The 16,104-nt window shown below is 47.3% G+C and carries 15 protein-coding genes and 1 other annotated feature; of the genes, 11 read left to right on the forward strand and 4 right to left on the reverse strand.

Annotated features, from left to right (window positions below):
• Positions 1-102: 102 nt before the first annotated feature.
• The 3 genes from rluB to rnm form a co-directional block, all read right to left on the reverse strand.
• Positions 103-1,035, reverse strand: a complete 933-nt coding sequence (gene rluB, locus AAA946_RS09940; protein ID WP_338164722.1) for a 23S rRNA pseudouridine(2605) synthase RluB — start codon at positions 1,033-1,035, stop codon at positions 103-105.
• A 139-nt stretch (positions 1,036-1,174) separates the two neighbouring features.
• Positions 1,175-1,795: an L-threonylcarbamoyladenylate synthase gene (locus AAA946_RS09945; RefSeq protein ID WP_042499458.1), complete on the reverse strand. Its 621-nt coding sequence runs from the start codon at positions 1,793-1,795 to the stop codon at positions 1,175-1,177.
• 180 nt (positions 1,796-1,975) lie between these two features.
• A complete protein-coding gene (gene rnm, locus AAA946_RS09950) occupies positions 1,976-2,872 on the reverse strand; it encodes an RNase RNM (protein WP_338164723.1) in 897 nt (298 codons plus the stop codon).
• 136 nt (positions 2,873-3,008) lie between these two features.
• Positions 3,009-3,111 (forward strand) — a sequence feature (Trp leader region).
• A 163-nt stretch (positions 3,112-3,274) separates the two neighbouring features.
• Between rnm and AAA946_RS09955 the strand changes: the two genes are divergently transcribed.
• The 11 genes from AAA946_RS09955 (at position 3,275) to AAA946_RS10005 (ending at position 13,649) form a co-directional block, all read left to right on the forward strand.
• On the forward strand, positions 3,275-4,840 hold the full coding sequence (locus AAA946_RS09955; RefSeq protein WP_338164724.1) for an anthranilate synthase component 1: 1,566 nt from the start codon (positions 3,275-3,277) through the stop codon (positions 4,838-4,840).
• A 5-nt stretch (positions 4,841-4,845) separates the two neighbouring features.
• The gene (locus tag AAA946_RS09960) at positions 4,846-5,481 is read left to right on the forward strand and encodes an aminodeoxychorismate/anthranilate synthase component II (protein WP_338164725.1); all 636 of its coding nucleotides are present in this window, start codon (positions 4,846-4,848) and stop codon (positions 5,479-5,481) included.
• Positions 5,482-5,510: 29 nt separating this feature from the next.
• The gene (gene trpD / locus AAA946_RS09965; RefSeq protein WP_338164726.1) at positions 5,511-6,512 is read left to right on the forward strand and encodes an anthranilate phosphoribosyltransferase; all 1,002 of its coding nucleotides are present in this window, start codon (positions 5,511-5,513) and stop codon (positions 6,510-6,512) included.
• Between the two features lie 25 nt (positions 6,513-6,537).
• Entirely contained in the window at positions 6,538-7,902 is a 1,365-nt protein-coding gene (gene trpCF / locus AAA946_RS09970; RefSeq protein WP_338164727.1) for a bifunctional indole-3-glycerol-phosphate synthase TrpC/phosphoribosylanthranilate isomerase TrpF, read from the forward strand.
• A 93-nt stretch (positions 7,903-7,995) separates the two neighbouring features.
• Positions 7,996-9,186, forward strand: a complete 1,191-nt coding sequence (trpB, locus tag AAA946_RS09975; protein ID WP_338164728.1) for a tryptophan synthase subunit beta — start codon at positions 7,996-7,998, stop codon at positions 9,184-9,186.
• Positions 9,186-10,004 (forward strand): tryptophan synthase subunit alpha, encoded by an 819-nt coding sequence (trpA, locus tag AAA946_RS09980; RefSeq protein WP_338164729.1) that lies wholly within the window; start codon positions 9,186-9,188, stop codon positions 10,002-10,004. Before trpB ends, trpA begins: the two co-directional genes overlap by 1 nt.
• A 342-nt stretch (positions 10,005-10,346) precedes the next feature.
• Complete coding sequence (locus AAA946_RS09985) at positions 10,347-11,585, forward strand: dicarboxylate/amino acid:cation symporter (protein WP_338164730.1); 1,239 nt, start codon at positions 10,347-10,349, stop codon at positions 11,583-11,585.
• Positions 11,586-11,783: 198 nt separating this feature from the next.
• Positions 11,784-12,356 (forward strand): septation protein A, encoded by a 573-nt coding sequence (locus tag AAA946_RS09990; protein ID WP_338164731.1) that lies wholly within the window; start codon positions 11,784-11,786, stop codon positions 12,354-12,356.
• A gap of 86 nt (positions 12,357-12,442) precedes the next feature.
• A complete protein-coding gene (gene yciA, locus AAA946_RS09995) occupies positions 12,443-12,844 on the forward strand; it encodes an acyl-CoA thioester hydrolase YciA (protein ID WP_338164732.1) in 402 nt (133 codons plus the stop codon).
• Between the two features lie 83 nt (positions 12,845-12,927).
• Positions 12,928-13,224 carry a YciI family protein gene (locus AAA946_RS10000; protein WP_338164733.1) on the forward strand — a complete coding sequence of 99 codons (297 nt, stop codon included), beginning with the start codon at positions 12,928-12,930 and terminating at the stop codon, positions 13,222-13,224.
• Between the two features lie 17 nt (positions 13,225-13,241).
• Positions 13,242-13,649, forward strand: a complete 408-nt coding sequence (locus AAA946_RS10005) for a GspS/AspS pilotin family protein (RefSeq protein ID WP_338164734.1) — start codon at positions 13,242-13,244, stop codon at positions 13,647-13,649.
• An 85-nt stretch (positions 13,650-13,734) separates the two neighbouring features.
• Here the strand turns inward: AAA946_RS10005 and metE are convergent, their stop codons facing one another.
• A complete protein-coding gene (gene metE, locus AAA946_RS10010; protein ID WP_338165816.1) occupies positions 13,735-16,017 on the reverse strand; it encodes a 5-methyltetrahydropteroyltriglutamate--homocysteine S-methyltransferase in 2,283 nt (760 codons plus the stop codon).
• Positions 16,018-16,104: the final 87 nt, after the last annotated feature.

Consider the following 16,104-nt stretch of genomic DNA (forward strand, 5'->3'; position numbering starts at 1 on the left):
GGATAACGAACTTTAAGAGGGTGACGCGATTAATGGGGATGACGAACTTATTAAGATCAAAAAAGCCAGCTAACAAGCTGGCTTTTTAACACTTATACCGGATTAGCGACGCGTCTTATTACGAGAGCCTTGCTCGCCTGAAGACTTCTTATTGCGGCGCTGTTGGTTGCTACGACCTTTTGGTGCATTTGCACGCTCTTCGTGACGACGTACTGCACGACGGATCTTCTGGCTGCGAGAACGCTCACGTTGACGAGAAGTGTTCTGGCTTTGGTCTAGCATGGTCTCTTTCTCTGGACGAAGTTCTACTAGCTCACGTAGGTAGTTAACTTCTTTCAGAGTCAGTTCCATCCAACCGCCACGAGGCAGTTTCTTGTCTAGATAGATGTCACCGTAACGAACACGCTTAAGACGGCTTACCGTAGTGTCTTGAGATTCCCATAGACGACGTACTTCGCGGTTACGACCTTCGTTGATAACTACGTAGAAGGTGTGGTTCATACCTTCACCACCTGCGTAAACCACGTCTTCGAAACGCGCCATGCCATCGTCAAGCTCAACACCGTTTACTACGTTGCGAACTTTCTGCTCGTTAACGTCACCGAATACACGTACTAGGTATTCACGCTCAACTTGGCGGCTTGGGTGCATTAGGCGGTTAGCCAGCTCACCGTCGGTGGTGAACAGAAGTAGACCTGATGTGTTGGCATCAAGACGGCCAACTGAAATCCAGCGTGAACCGCGGATTTTCGGCAAGCGATCAAATACAGTACGACGGCCTTCAGGATCGTGACGTGTACATAGCTCACCTTCTGGCTTGTAATAGGCCAGAACTCGACAAACCACTTCTTCTTGTGCTTTGGCAGAAACAGTATGACCATCGATACGGATGACCGCATTTTCGTCTTCCAGACGTTCGCCCAGTCTTGCTACCTGACCATTCACACTCACGCGCCCAGACTTAATCAGGGCTTCAAGTTCACGACGAGAACCGTGGCCTGCGCGAGCAAGCACTTTTTGTAATTTTTCGCTCATTTACCTACCTATAATGTCGTCTTCACAGACGTCGAAACCAGATAATGCGACCTAAAAATCGCGGTCGCGTATTATCGCAAAGAAACCTGGTTCACGCACCAAGTTTCTTCACTAATTTAGTAAGAAAACATTCAAAACTCTACTCGAATGGTTCAGGGTCACCCGCACCAATACGCAGAACTTTTGCTTCGTCATCACTAAAGTCAATCACGGTGGTTGGTTGCTCGCCCAAATAACCACCGTTTAGAATACAATCAACCGCATGCTCTAGCTTGTCGCGGATCTCTTCCGGATCCGATTCTGTCACTTCGTTACCAGGCAAAATCAGAGACGTTGACATCAACGGTTCACCTAATGCTTCAAGCAAATCTAGGGCAATTTGGTTGTCTGGAACACGAATACCGATGGTTTTACGTTTTGGGTTCATCAAACGACGCGGTACTTCCTTGGTGCCTTTGAAGATAAAGGTGTATGGTCCAGGAGTGTTGTTCTTTAGCAGACGAAACGCCGTGTTATCGACACGTGCGTAAAGAGATAACTCAGATAAGTCACGACACAACAGAGTAAAGTTGTGTTTGTCATCAAGACGACGAATTTGACAAATGCGTTCAAGCGCTTGTTTGTTCTCTAACTGACAGCCTAGTGCGTAACCAGAATCGGTTGGATAAATAATGACACCACCGTTACGAACAATGGCAACCGCTTGAGTGATCAAACGCGCTTGCGGGTTTTCTGGGTGTACATAAAAAAATTGGCTCATTGTTATTCCTTCAAACTTAAGGACGCTCTCGGTACGACCTTCCCTGTCGTTCGACTTCAAGAGCTATCGCTTTAATACAATAATGAATCAAAAGAAAGTGCGGTGAAGATGCTTGTTCCAAGGTCGACATGTTTCAAGGTCGACATGTTTCAAGGTCGACATGCTACAAGGTCGACGTCGTTATTCTTTTTCACCATCTTCTGCACCACTCTCAATTGTAGTGGTCGTCAGCGAAGTTGCTGTCTTTAATGATAGGCGATCCCATACTGGCTCTACGCCGGATGGCAGCCAAAGGTTTCTACCTAACTCCATCCAAGGGGAAGGATAGTGAAAATCTGACCCTTGTGAAGCTAATAGATTGTATTGTATCGCATAATCCGCGAGGTTGCGCCTTTCTTGTTGACTTTGTTGTGGCTGAGCGACTTCCATAGCATCACCATTCGCTTCAACAAAGGCCGCTAATAGGCGCTTCAGCCACTTCGCCGTCAATTGATATCGAGCAGGGTGAGCGAGTACCGCCACACCGCCCGCTTGATGAATCGCCTCCACCGCTTCAGCCATCGTGCACCAGTTTGGTGGCACATAGCCGGTGTTATTACGAGTCATAAACTTCTTGAACACCTGCTGCATATTTTTCGCGTAGCCGTTGTCCACTAGCCATTTGGCAAAGTGAGCACGTGTTATAGGCGCATCACCCGCGATCGCTTTGACTTCCTCAAGCAAACCTTCTCGGGTCGCTTTTTCTAATCGGTGAGCGATAAGCTCGGAACGTTCTACTCTTCTTGCTTGCTGAGCACGAATCAACGCGTTCAGCGCTGGGGAGTCAATGTCTACGCCAAGCCCGACAATATGAATATCTTTATTCTGCCAAACCGTCGAAATCTCGATACCGTTCACCAACTCAATTGGCAGTGACTGCTCTTCAATTAGCTGATGAGCGGTAGGCAATGCATCTAAGGTATCGTGGTCGGTAATCGCTAATACTTTCACGTCAAAGCTTATGGCTCTGTCCAAGAGCTCAGCAACCGATAATCGGCCATCAGAGGCGGTTGTGTGACTGTGTAAATCTATCTTCATTTTTTCACATTTTCGGTTGACTTTTATATCTCGAACTAGTTAACTAGTACGCAGATACAGATTTTGAGATTAGGCACGTATGTTACTCGATATTCATACATTCAAAAAACCTTTAAACCGTGGGGTTAACGCTCTAGTAGGTTGGTGGCGCACTTGGACACAATCCGAGTGGGCTTTTTTGCGTGCATAATCAAACCCGAATTTGATTAAAGCCCACTCAACTGAGTGGGCTTTTTTGTTTTTCGATTCATCTTACAAAGATTTCAATTTAAACGATTATTTTAGCAACAATTTGGGAACATTGAACGTTGGGCAAACGTTTTAATTGTGCGACTATACCTAGATAACCAATAGGTGTACCAAGATTGTTGCAACAGCAGATTCAAGATAAAAGGAGCTTTTGTGAATAAAGCCATTAGCATCAATAAACAGGGTCGATTGGAAGTACTTTCTCTCCAAGTGCCTTACGCGCAAGACCCAACCAGACTGTTTCACACTTTGTGTGAAAACAAAACTGATAGTCTGCTACTTGAGTCTGCTGAAATCGACTCGAAGCAAGACTTGCAAAGCTTACTGATTGTCGATTCCGCGGTTCGTATAGTTTGTGAAGGACACAAAGTACGCTACGAAGCGCTCACCACTAACGGTGTGAATCTTCTTAACATCATTGCTCAAAACATCACCCAAGATATTGAGCATACGCTGACAGAAAAAGAGCTCATCGTTCAGTTTGAAATGCCAGACGACACGCTTGATGAAGACTCTCGCCTTCGTGAGGCTTCATCGTTTGATGCGCTTCGTCTTGTTCAGCACAGCTTTGACCTTACGGGTCTTGATAAAAACGCGATTTTCATGGGCGGTCTGTTTGCCTACGACATCGTGGCAAACTTTGAACCACTTGGTGATGCCGACAAAGCGAACCAATGCCCAGACTTCGTATTCTATGTCGCTGAAAGCCTTCTGGTCGTAGACCATCAGAAAGAATCTTGCGATTTGCAAACGACACTGTTCAACCACGAATACGCTGAGCTTGCGCGTATTCGTGGCCGAATCACAGAGATTAGCCAGCAGTGTGAGAACCTAAAAACGGTACCAGCGGCAACGAAAGTTGCTGGCATTGAAGAAGAAGTCAGTATCTCTGATGAAGACTTCTGCCAAATTGTTCGCGACCTTAAAGAATACGTGGTTCGCGGCGATATCTTCCAAGTGGTCCCGTCTCGCCGCTTTACCCTACCGTGCCCTTCTCCACTTGCGGCATACAAAGAACTTAAGCAAAGCAACCCAAGCCCTTACATGTTCTACATGCAAGATGAGCTGTTTACTCTGTTTGGTGCCTCGCCAGAGAGTGCACTGAAGTACGGTAAAGATTCCAACCAAATTGAGATCTACCCGATCGCAGGTACACGCCGTCGCGGCAAAAACGCCGATGGCAGCATCAACAAAGATCTCGACAGCCGCATCGAACTCGAACTGCGTAGCGACATGAAAGAAAACGCAGAACACATGATGCTGGTTGACCTCGCACGTAATGACGTGGCTCGCATTGCTGAACCAGGCTCTCGCCACGTAGCCGATCTTTTGAAGACCGACCGTTATAGTCACGTGATGCATTTGGTATCACGCGTAGTGGGTCAGCTTCGCGGTGACCTGGATGCGCTGCACGGTTACCAAGCGTGTATGAACATGGGAACGCTAACCGGCGCACCAAAGATCCGTGCTATGCAGTTGATTCGTCAATTTGAAGGTCAAACTCGCGGCAGCTACGGAGGCGCAGTTGGCTACATGAATGGCGGCGGTGATTTGGATACCTGTATCGTTATCCGCTCTGCTTATGTCGAAGATGGCATTGCTCAAGTTCAAGCGGGTGCTGGCGTCGTATTCGACTCTGACCCTCAATCTGAAGCGGACGAAACTCGTGGTAAGGCGCAAGCCGTCATTTCAGCAATCAAAACGGCGCACAAGGGGTAATCACGATGTCTAATAATCCAAAGTCAGTGACTAACACACTCGCCAATATCGTTTTTGTCGATAACTTTGATTCATTCACCTACAACTTGGTGGATCAGTTCCGAAGCCTAGGCCACAACGTAAAGATTTATCGTAACCATATCGCTGCGGAAAAAATCGCCAAAGCCGTACTAGAGCTAGAGAACCCTGTTGTCGTGCTCTCCCCTGGCCCTGGCGCACCATCAGATGCTGGCTGCATGCCTGAGCTAATTAAAACCCTTCGTGGCAAAGTACCGATGATCGGTATTTGCCTTGGCCACCAAGCGATTGTCGAAGCCTACGGCGGTGTCGTTGCTGGTGCCGGTGAAATCATTCACGGTAAAGTATCGATGATGGCGCATGACAATCATGCCATCTACCAAGGTTTACCTTCACCGCTAGCCATTGCGCGCTATCACTCACTGGTGGCAACAAAAGTGCCTGAGTCACTAGAAGTGACCGCTCAAGTAGATGGGCTAGTGATGTCAGTGGCGAACGAACAAGATCGTATCTGTGGCTTCCAGTTCCACCCTGAGTCAATTATGACGACATATGGTGCGACACTGCTGAGTAATGCTATCGCGTGGGCAACTGAACAGTCTGTTGAATCAAAATCGGCTTAACAAATCAAACAACTCAAGGAATCGTAATTATGGAAAACATCATCAACAAACTTTACGACCAACTGGATCTAACTCAAGAAGAGAGCCAGTCGTTGTTTGACACTATTATTAAAGGTGAGCTAGACCCAATCTTAATGTCTGCGGCCCTTACAGCTCTGAAAATCAAAGGCGAAACGCCTGACGAAATAGCAGGTGCGGCAAAAGCGCTACTTGCTAACGCCAACCCATTCCCTCGTCCGGATTATCACTTTGCCGATATCGTGGGCACAGGCGGCGACGGTGCCAACACCATCAACATCTCAACCACAGCAGCGTTTGTGGCAGCGGCGTGCGGCCTTAAAGTGGCAAAACACGGTAACCGTGGCGTATCGAGCAAGTCTGGGTCTTCCGATCTTCTTGACTCATTTGGTATCGACTTGGCAATGTCTGCGGAAGATACCCGCAGCGCTGTCGATGAAATTGGCGTCGCTTTCCTGTTTGCGCCGCAATATCACGGTGGCGTACGCCATGCCATGCCAGTGCGTCAAACCATGAAAACTCGCACCATCTTTAACATCTTAGGCCCACTGATTAACCCAGCGCGCCCTAACATCGAGTTGATGGGTGTTTATGATGCAAAACTGGTTCGTCCTATCGCCGAAACCATGTTACAAATGGGTATGAAGCGTGCAGCCGTCGTTCACGGTAGTGGCTTGGATGAAGTTGCTATTCACGGCGAAACTCTGGTCGCTGAAATTCAAGATGGCAAGATCACCGAATACACGCTAACGCCTGCAGACTTCGGTTTAGAGTCTTACCCACTCGAAACAATTAAAGGTGGTGAGCCAGAAGAGAACCGCGCCATCATCACTAATATGCTAACGGGTAAAGGAACAGACGCGCAGTTAGGCGCAGTTGCGGTAAACGTTGCGCTGCTAATGAAACTATTTGGTCACGAAGACCTCAAAGCCAATGCAGCACAAGCCATCGAAGCGATGAACTCAGGTAAAGCTTACGAGCTGGTTCAAAAGCTGGCAGCACACGGCAAGTAACTCGACGAATCAACAGGAAGAAACAATGGAAACAGTATTAGCAAAAATCGTCGATGATAAGAAGATTTGGGTTGAGGAGCGCAAGCAAACTCAGCCATTAGAGAGCTTTAAAGCGGATCTTGTTCCGTCAGATCGCAGCTTCTATGGCGCGCTATCGACAGGTAAAACCGCGTTCATTCTAGAGTGCAAAAAAGCATCACCATCAAAAGGTCTTATCCGTGATGACTTTGACCTCGACTACATTGCTTCGGTCTACAACAACCACGCTAGCGCAATTTCGGTACTGACGGATGAAAAGTACTTCCAAGGCAACTACGACTTCCTGCCGCAAGTACGCCGTCAAGTTAAGCAGCCTGTACTTTGTAAAGACTTCATGATCGATACCTATCAAGTGTATCTCGCTCGTCACTACAATGCTGATGCTATCTTACTCATGCTCTCTGTACTCAATGATGACGAGTACCGTGAGCTTGCTGAAGTCGCTGAATCACTAGAGCTAGACATTTTGACTGAAGTTAGCAACGAAGAAGAGCTTGAGCGTGCGATTGCGCTTGGCGCTAAGGTCGTTGGTATTAACAACCGCAACCTTCGCGATTTGTCGGTTAACTTAGATCGCACCAAGGAACTGGCACCGAAACTGCCACAAGGCACCATCATTATTTCTGAGTCTGGTATCTACAACCACCAGCAGGTTCGTGATCTTTGCCACTACGCAAACGGCTTCCTAATCGGCAGCTCGCTCATGGCAGAAGACAACCTTGAACTTGCCGTTCGTAAAGTGCTGCTAGGTGAAAACAAAGTATGCGGCCTAACTCATGCCGATGATGCAGCGAAGGCTTACCAAGCTGGTGCGGTAAAAGGCGGTCTTATCTTTGTTGAAAAGTCACCTCGTTACGTTAATGTCGAGGCTGCTCGTATGGTAATGAGCGGCGCACCTCTTGAGTTTGTTGGCGTGTTTCAAAACCACGATGTCGAGTTCGTCGCTAACACCGCGAATCAATTAAAGCTATCAGCAGTTCAGCTTCACGGTGACGAAGACCAAGCTTATGTGGATGCGTTAACTACTCTTCTCAGCGATGACGTAAAAATCTGGAAAGCACACGGCGTAACCGATGCTATGCCAGATTTAACAACCATCAAGGTCGACCGCCATCTACTGGATGCAAAAGTTGGCGAGCAGTCCGGTGGTACGGGTCAACGCTTTGATTGGCAACTGTTAAACGATACGAATGATGTGATGCTGGCCGGCGGGTTGTCTCCAGACAATGTTAAGCAAGCCAGTACCCTTGGCTGCATCGGACTAGACTTAAACTCAGGAGTCGAGTCAGCACCAGGAAAGAAAGACGCAGAGAAACTGAACCAAGCGTTTGCGCTAATCAGAGATTATTAACGGTCTGCAAAACACTAAGAATGATTAAAACTTGCTCGATAACCAATACGCACACGCAAGTGCTCGAGCAAGTTGACTATTGAGGATTTAACCATGTCTAAATTAGATGCCTACTTTGGCGAATACGGTGGACAATTTGTGCCACAGATCCTGGTACCAGCACTGGATCAACTCGAGCAAGCTTTCATTGATGCCCAAGACGATCCAGAGTTTCGCTCTGAGTTCATGGAGTTGCTACAAGAATACGCAGGCCGCCCAACAGCACTCACTCTAACTCGCAACCTAACCAAGGGTACTAAAACCAAGCTGTACCTAAAGCGTGAAGACCTTCTTCATGGCGGCGCGCACAAAACCAACCAAGTACTGGGTCAAGCACTACTGGCTAAGCGCATGGGCAAAAACGAAATCATCGCAGAAACGGGCGCTGGCCAACACGGCGTAGCGACGGCTCTTGCTTGTGCTCTATTGGGTCTGAAATGCCGCGTGTACATGGGTGCAAAAGACGTTGAGCGTCAAAGTCCGAACGTATTCCGTATGCGCTTAATGGGCGCAGAAGTGATTCCAGTACACTCTGGCTCTTCAACACTAAAAGATGCGTGTAACGAAGCACTGCGTGACTGGTCAGCAAGTTACGAAGATGCGCACTACCTACTTGGTACTGCAGCAGGTCCTCACCCATTCCCAACCATCGTACGTGAATTCCAGCGCATGATTGGCGAAGAGACCAAGAACCAAGTATTAGCGCGCGAAGGCAAACTGCCTGACGCGGTAATTGCTTGTGTGGGCGGTGGCTCTAACGCTATCGGCATGTTCGCAGATTTCATCGAAGAAGAATCTGTACGCCTCATTGGTGTTGAGCCAGCAGGTCTAGGCATCGACACCGATCAGCACGGTGCGCCACTTAAACATGGTACAACGGGTATCTTCTTTGGTATGAAAGCGCCATTAATGCAAGATCCAAATGGCCAGATTGAAGAGTCTTACTCGGTGTCAGCAGGTCTGGACTTCCCATCTGTGGGCCCTCAACACGCTCACCTAAATGCGACTGGCCGTGCTGAATACGGTGCTATTACCGATGATGAAGCACTAGATGCATTCCAGGAGCTAGCACGCCACGAAGGTATTATCCCAGCGCTTGAGTCTTCTCACGCCTTAGCTTACGCCCTTAAAATGGCGCGTGAAAACCCAGAAAAAGAACAGCTTCTTGTCGTCAACCTATCTGGTCGTGGTGACAAAGATATCTTCACTGTACACGACATTCTAAAAGACAAAGGAGTAATGTAATGAGCCTGAATCAAGACCGTTATAAAGAGATGTTCGCTCGCCTAGGCGAGAAGAACCAAGGCGCATTCGTACCTTTCGTCACTATGGGCGATCCAAGCCCAGAACTGTCACTACAAATCATGGAGACCTTGATTGAGTCTGGTGCTGACGCGCTAGAGCTGGGTATGCCATTCTCAGATCCTCAGGCAGATGGTCCAACGATTCAGGGTGCAAACATCCGTGCATTGGACGCGAAAACAACACCAACGATCTGCTTCGAGCTGCTAGCTAAAGTTCGCGAAAAATACCCAGAGACACCTATCGGCCTACTGATGTATGCCAACCTAGTTTACTCAAAAGGCTTAGATGCCTTTTACAAACAATGTGCTGATGTAGGCGTTGACTCGGTACTGATTGCCGACGTTCCAACTAACGAAAGCAAAGAGTTTGTAGAAGCAGCACATAAACACGGTGTTCACCCTATCTTCATTGCTCCACCAACAGCAAGCGAAGCGACGATTGAGCAAGTAGCGAAACTTGGCGGCGGCTACACTTACCTGCTTTCTCGCGCAGGTGTAACCGGCACAGAGACCAAAGCAAACATGCCGATGAACACTCAACTCGACAAACTCAATAAGTTTGATGCACCGCCATCGCTGCTTGGTTTTGGTATTTCAGAGCCAGAGCAAGTTAAGCAAGCGCTCGACGCTGGTGCTGCTGGCGCAATCTCAGGCTCGGCGGTTGTAAAAATCATCGAGAAAAACCTCGATGCACCAGAAACCATGTTGAGCGAGCTGGCTCAATTTGTTAAATCTATGAAAGCAGCGACTCAACGTTAATCGCTCAAATATCACTTTGAGAGGTTGCACTTTAGGTGCAACCTTTTTTTTACATATCACTTTTCCGTCCAACCTCATCATCCATTTTCCTGAACAAACCTTAACCAACACTAATTCAACCAACCAATAGCAAACGTTTGCTTTCGAGTATTCGTTCACCATTTATTCGGTTTTTTCGCGGTTTTTCTTGTGATTTCGATTTATGAGGTTGCACAGAGTGCTAAATAAGTGTAAAAATTGCCATCGACGATTAGTCTGACATTTACCGTTCAAATAGAAGACTATCCTAGGAATTGATAAATAATTAGCACAGGAGTTAAGGAAGTGTTAAAGAAAAAGTTGATGCTAAATAACATTGGCATCCAGGTCGTGATTGCAATGATCCTCGGTACCTTCGTTGGTGCCTCTATGGGTGACTCTGCGTCTATGTTTGCGCCACTTGGTACCATCTTCATCAATCTAATCAAGATGTTGGTGATCCCTCTGGTTGCCGTTGCCCTAATTTCTGGTGCAGCAGGCCTTGGCAACAGCAGCAACGCAGGTAAAGTTGGTGTTACAACGCTCGCTTACTTCGGTCTTACTTCGGCGCTTGCCGTCGCACTGGCTCTTATCATGGGCGAAGTGTTCCAACCAGGCATGAACATCGATACAGCTGGTATCGAAGGCATGTTCTCATCTGAATACGCTTCAAAAGGTGAACTACCCACTTTCTGGGCTACCGTAACCGGTATGATCCCAACCAACGTTTTCCAGTCGCTTAATGAAGCAAACATCCTGCAGATCCTAGTGTTCTGTTTGTTCTTCGGTATTGGTCTATCTAAGCTTGAAGCAACTCGCCGCGACCCACTACTTAACGGTGTAAACGCTATCGTTGACGTGATGGTATGGATGATCAACAAAGTAATGATCATCGCACCAATCGGTGTATTTGGTCTAATGGCAGAAGCGGTCGGTACATTCGGTTTTGGCGCACTCATGGTTGTGTTCAAGCTGTTCGTGGTTTACATCGCTGCTATCCTAATCTTCGGCTTCGTAGCTTACCCACTGATGATTCAACTGTTCACTAAGACTTCGGCTAAGAAGTTCATCAGTGCAATGAAAAAGCCGCAAGCTGTTGCCCTATCAACGGCTTCATCAATGGCGACTCTACCTGTCACTATGGACACAGTAGAGAAAGAGCTTGGTGTTAAGAACTCTACCGCATCATTCGTTCTTCCTCTAGGTGCGACGATCAACATGTCTGGTAACGCGATCTACTACGGTCTAGTTGCTATCTTCTTTGCACAGCTGTTCAACATTGACCTATCAATGGGTGCTTACATTGCCATCATCGTGACGTCTACCCTGGGCGCAGTTGGTCAAGCAGGTGTTCCTGGTCCTTCATTCCTTGTTGTAGCAGTACTGCTAGCGGCAGGTATTCCAATCGAAGGTCTACCGCTACTGTTCGCTCTTGACCGTATCTTTGACATGATCCGTACTGCGCTAAACATCACAGGTGACGCGGCATGTGCGGTTATCGTTGATGCATTGGTTGAAGAAGAAGCTGAGCAAGAAGCACAGCTTGAAAAACAACAAGCCTAGTATTAACTAGTGGATACCAAGACGGGTTGTCACCTTTAGTGGCAACCCGTTTTTTTATTGTTTTTTGCAAACATTGAAGTGCTAGTGGATCATAACACTGAAAACTGTGTTCTTGTTTACAATAGTTAACTGACGTTTGCTCTCAAGCGGCATTTGGTTACACTAACCACACGATTTATAGAAAGGTCTAACTGAGCCATGAAGCAACTGCTCGATTTCATCCCTCTGATTATTTTCTTCGTTCTTTATAAGATGCAGGATATCTATGTCGCTACCGGAGCACTTATCGTCGCCACCGCGGTGCAAGTTGCTGTCACTTATTGGTTATATAAAACCGTTGAAAAAATGCAGCTGATTACTTTTGCGATGGTCGCTGTTTTTGGCGGTATGACCCTGTTCTTCCACGATGACAACTTCATTAAGTGGAAAGTCACCATTGTTTACGCGTTGTTTGCGATTGCGCTCACCGTCACTCATGCCATGGGCCGTGGTTTGATCAAAGGCATGCTGGGTAAAGAGATCACGCTATCGGAGCGCGTTTGGACTAAAGTTAATTATGCATGGGTCGGATTTTTCTCGTTTTGCGCTGGCCTCAATATCTATGTGGCCTTCGCGTTACCCCTTGATGTTTGGGTCAACTTCAAGGTGTTTGGGCTCTTGACAGCAACACTGCTATTTACCGTGATAACCGGGATTTACATCTATAAGCACATGCCAAAAGACGCGCAGGATAAAGCCACCAAAAATGAGAACCAAGATCATACATCTTGATCACTGGTGGATCTTTTGTATACTCCGCGAACGATTAAGAATCAGCGACCTACGGGTCGCTGTGCTGTTTCTGGAAGACAATAAACATGACGAATACAACATCGAACACTCCTAAAGGCCAGTTAATCATTCGCACACTGGCGATGCCTGAAAACACCAATGCTAATGGTGATATTTTCGGTGGTTGGATCATGTCTCAACTTGATCTTGCTGGCGGTATTCTTGCCAAAGAGATTTCTCATGGCCGCATCGTCACCGTGTCCGTATCAGGGATCACTTTTAAACACCCAGTTAAGGTAGGTGACGTCGTATGTTGCTACGGTGAGTGTACCAAGATTGGTAACACATCGATGTCTATCAACCTTGAAGTCTGGGTGAAACCAGTTAGAGTTGAAGGTGTTGGTGAACGCTATCAAGTATGTGAGGCGACCTTCAATTACGTTGCTATCGATGTAAATGGGCGCCCACGTCCAATTAATCCAAATTAAGCGACGGCTAACGATGACTTTTCAGTGAAAAAGTGACATCTTATAGGACGATTAAGTTACTGAACTATTTGAAGGATACAAATATGTGGTACGTTATTTTTTCTCAAGATGTCGAGAACTCGCTAGAAAAGCGTCTGAGTGTACGCCCACAGCACCTAGAAAGACTTCAAGCACTTAGAGACGAAGGTCGCCTATTAACCGCAGGTCCAATGCCAGCGATTGATAGTGACAATCCAGGCGAAGCTGGATTCACTGGCTCGACTGTCATTGCTGAGTTTGACTCTCTAGACGCCGCACAAGCATGGGCCGATGCCGATCCATACATTGAAGCTGGCGTTTATCAAAACGTGATCGTCAAACCGTTTAAGAAAGTATTCTAAAAGCGATACATAGCATAATGAAAAAAACACTAAGTTGGCTTGCAATCGCTACGCTAACCACGCTAGTGGGTTGCTCAAGCAATGGCGACGATGAACGCCGTAAACTCGAGCTGTTGGCGCAGAGCCGCGCCAGCGTGATTTCTTCTGGGTTGCCGATTGAACAAGGTCCGCTATCCATCATGAAAGCCTCAGCAAGCAAAGGCATTGTTGAAATCATGATGATTTATAACACCGATGCTAAGGGTGCCTTGCCGTTAGACCAAGTTCTTCGCAACAGCATGAACTACTACTGCACCGATCGCGAAGTAAAGGCAAATCTAGACCTAGGACTCGCTTACCGCATCATGATCCGCAACGCGCGTGGTCAGTTGATGATCGACCAAATCGTCAATCAGCAGTACTGTGATAAACCACTTCTACAGTAGTAAAACGATCACATTGCTCAACCTATCAAAACAAAGAGGCTTGCAGATGCAAGCCTCTTTTTCATTCTGTAATGACTGGTTTCAATTACAGCAAACGCTCTCTTAGGTTCTTCGCCGCCTGTACCAAGTTGGTCAGCGAAGCCTCCGTTTCTTCCCAGTTACGAGTTTTAAGACCACAGTCTGGGTTCACCCAAAGTCGCTCTACTGGAATACGGGTCGCTGCTTTCTCAATCAACTGCTCAATCCACTCCACTTTTGGAATGTTTGGTGAGTGGATATCGTACACACCAGGACCAATTTCATTCGGATAGTTAAACTCTTCAAACGCGTTCAGAAGCTCCATGTTTGAACGTGACGTCTCAATGGTAATCACATCCGCATCCAGCGCGGCCACTGATTCAATAATTTCATTAAACTCGCTGTAACACATGTGAGTGTGGATTTGTGTTTCAGGTCGCGCACTTGCAGCAGACACTTTAAATGCCTTCACCGCCCAATCTAAGTACTCTTTGTGATCGCGTTTTTTCAGTGGCAGCCCCTCTCGAATCGCAGGTTCATCAATTTGGATAATATTGATGTTTGCCTGTTGCAGCGCATCCACTTCATCTTGCAGTGCAAAGGCCAGTTGATTGGCGATGGTCTCGCGTGAAACGTCTTCACGAGGAAATGTCCAACATAGAATAGTTACGGGGCCCGTCAACATGCCTTTCATTGGTTTGTCCGTGAGTGACTGTGCGTAAGTGGACCACTCCACCGTGATCGGTTTATCACGCTCAATATCAGCGACCACAATCGCTGGTTTAACACAGCGGGAGCCGTAACTTTGTACCCAGCCAAACTCTGTTGTTTGAAAGCCCGACAAGTTTTCGGCAAAGTACTCCACCATATCGTTTCGCTCTGCCTCACCATGAACCAAAACATCAAGTCCTGTCGCTTCTTGGCGCTGAACAGTATCTTTGATAAACCCTTTCATCAACGACTCGTATTCTGCCACAGTGATGTCGCCACGTTTGAAAGCCGCGCGGCTTTTACGCACTTCGACCGTTTGCGGGAAAGAGCCGATCGTTGTCGTCGGCAATTTAGGCAAATTCAACACTTCTTGTTGGTGATGAGCACGCTCTGCGTATGGCGCAGTTCGGTCACCGTTGGTGGTCGCCAATGTCGCCACACGCTTTTGAACATGCGGTTTATTCACCCATGTAGAGAGCGCGCGATGTAAGATAGGTTGACTGTATTGGGCACAATGCTCTATCGCCTGTTGGTCTCCATCTAACGCTTTAGCAAGCCATGACACTTCAGACACCTTTTGTTTTGCAAACGAGAACCAGTGCTGAGTCCCCTCTGGTAGCTTAGTTTCTAATTCCACATTCACAGGGCTGTGAAGTAGCGAACATGACGATGCAACCCAAAGACGCTCACCTAGCGCCGCTTTCACGGGCTTAAGTGTTTGCAGTGCACTGTGTAGGTTGGCAAGCCAAACATTACGACCATTAATAATGCCTGCAGACAGAACCCAATCGGCTGGCAGTCGATTGACCACCGAATCCAATTGGTTAGGCGCCGCCACCAAATCAATGTGCAGGCCATCGACCTCGAGGTCCAAAATGGCATCCAAAGAGTCTACAACAGAGTCAAAATACGTCGCCAACAGCACTTTCACATCACTACGGATCACCTGATAAGCGAGCTTAAAGCTATCTAACCACGGTTTTTCAAGCTCAAGCGCCAAGATAGGTTCATCCACTTGTACCCATTCGATACCGAGTTTTTCAAATTTAGCGAAGATTGCCTGATAAGCAGTCAGTAATCGAGGTAGTAGCGACAGGCGATCAAAGCCATTTTCGACCTCTTTACCAAGGTAAAGGTAACTTAACGGACCAAGAAGCACAGGCTTCACTTTATGGCCTTGCTGCTGCGCTTCGTTAATTTCATCAAACAGTTGAGTCCAACTCACTTTAAACTGATCATCTGAGGAAAATTCAGGAACAATGTAGTGGTAGTTGGTGTTAAACCACTTAGTCATATCCGAAGCGGCTTCCCCTGCGCAGCCACAATCTGTTTGAGACTGACCACGACCAATACGAAATAGAGTGTCTAGGTCTGGGAAACCGTTATTGTGTCGCTTAGGCACATGACCTAAAAGAAGACTGGTACCGAGTACATGGTCATACCAAGCGAAGTCGCCCACCGTTACGTAGTCGAGGCCATCTTGCTTTTGTCGGTCCCAATTTTGTTTGCGGATTTCCGATGCGACCTGTTTTAAGCCTTGCTGATCAAGCTCACCGCGCCAGTATTGTTCCAACGCGAATTTGAGTTCACGCTTTTCGCCGATGCGTGGATAACCGAGAATATGTGTTGCCGTCATGATGTTGTCCTTTTTATTCATTAGCAGTCTGGATGGCTAAAGCATCGCCCACTGAGCCAATATGAACAATCGCAATTCATTCACTCAAGT

The organism is Vibrio sp. 10N (genome assembly GCF_036245475.1).
In the GTDB taxonomy this organism is placed as follows: domain Bacteria; phylum Pseudomonadota; class Gammaproteobacteria; order Enterobacterales; family Vibrionaceae; genus Vibrio.

Coding starts and splice junctions, on each gene's coding strand:
- rluB (WP_338164722.1), bottom strand. CDS start 1,035: ATGAGCGAAAAATTACAAAAAGTGCTTGCTCGCGCAGGCCACGGTTCT.
- AAA946_RS09945 (WP_042499458.1), bottom strand. CDS start 1,795: ATGAGCCAATTTTTTTATGTACACCCAGAAAACCCGCAAGCGCGTTTG.
- rnm (WP_338164723.1), bottom strand. CDS start 2,872: ATGAAGATAGATTTACACAGTCACACAACCGCCTCTGATGGCCGATTA.
- AAA946_RS09960 (WP_338164725.1), top strand. CDS start 4,846: ATGTCTAATAATCCAAAGTCAGTGACTAACACACTCGCCAATATCGTT.
- trpD (WP_338164726.1), top strand. CDS start 5,511: ATGGAAAACATCATCAACAAACTTTACGACCAACTGGATCTAACTCAA.
- trpCF (WP_338164727.1), top strand. CDS start 6,538: ATGGAAACAGTATTAGCAAAAATCGTCGATGATAAGAAGATTTGGGTT.
- trpB (WP_338164728.1), top strand. CDS start 7,996: ATGTCTAAATTAGATGCCTACTTTGGCGAATACGGTGGACAATTTGTG.
- trpA (WP_338164729.1), top strand. CDS start 9,186: ATGAGCCTGAATCAAGACCGTTATAAAGAGATGTTCGCTCGCCTAGGC.
- AAA946_RS09985 (WP_338164730.1), top strand. CDS start 10,347: ATGCTAAATAACATTGGCATCCAGGTCGTGATTGCAATGATCCTCGGT.
- AAA946_RS09990 (WP_338164731.1), top strand. CDS start 11,784: ATGAAGCAACTGCTCGATTTCATCCCTCTGATTATTTTCTTCGTTCTT.
- yciA (WP_338164732.1), top strand. CDS start 12,443: ATGACGAATACAACATCGAACACTCCTAAAGGCCAGTTAATCATTCGC.
- AAA946_RS10000 (WP_338164733.1), top strand. CDS start 12,928: ATGTGGTACGTTATTTTTTCTCAAGATGTCGAGAACTCGCTAGAAAAG.
- AAA946_RS10005 (WP_338164734.1), top strand. CDS start 13,242: ATGAAAAAAACACTAAGTTGGCTTGCAATCGCTACGCTAACCACGCTA.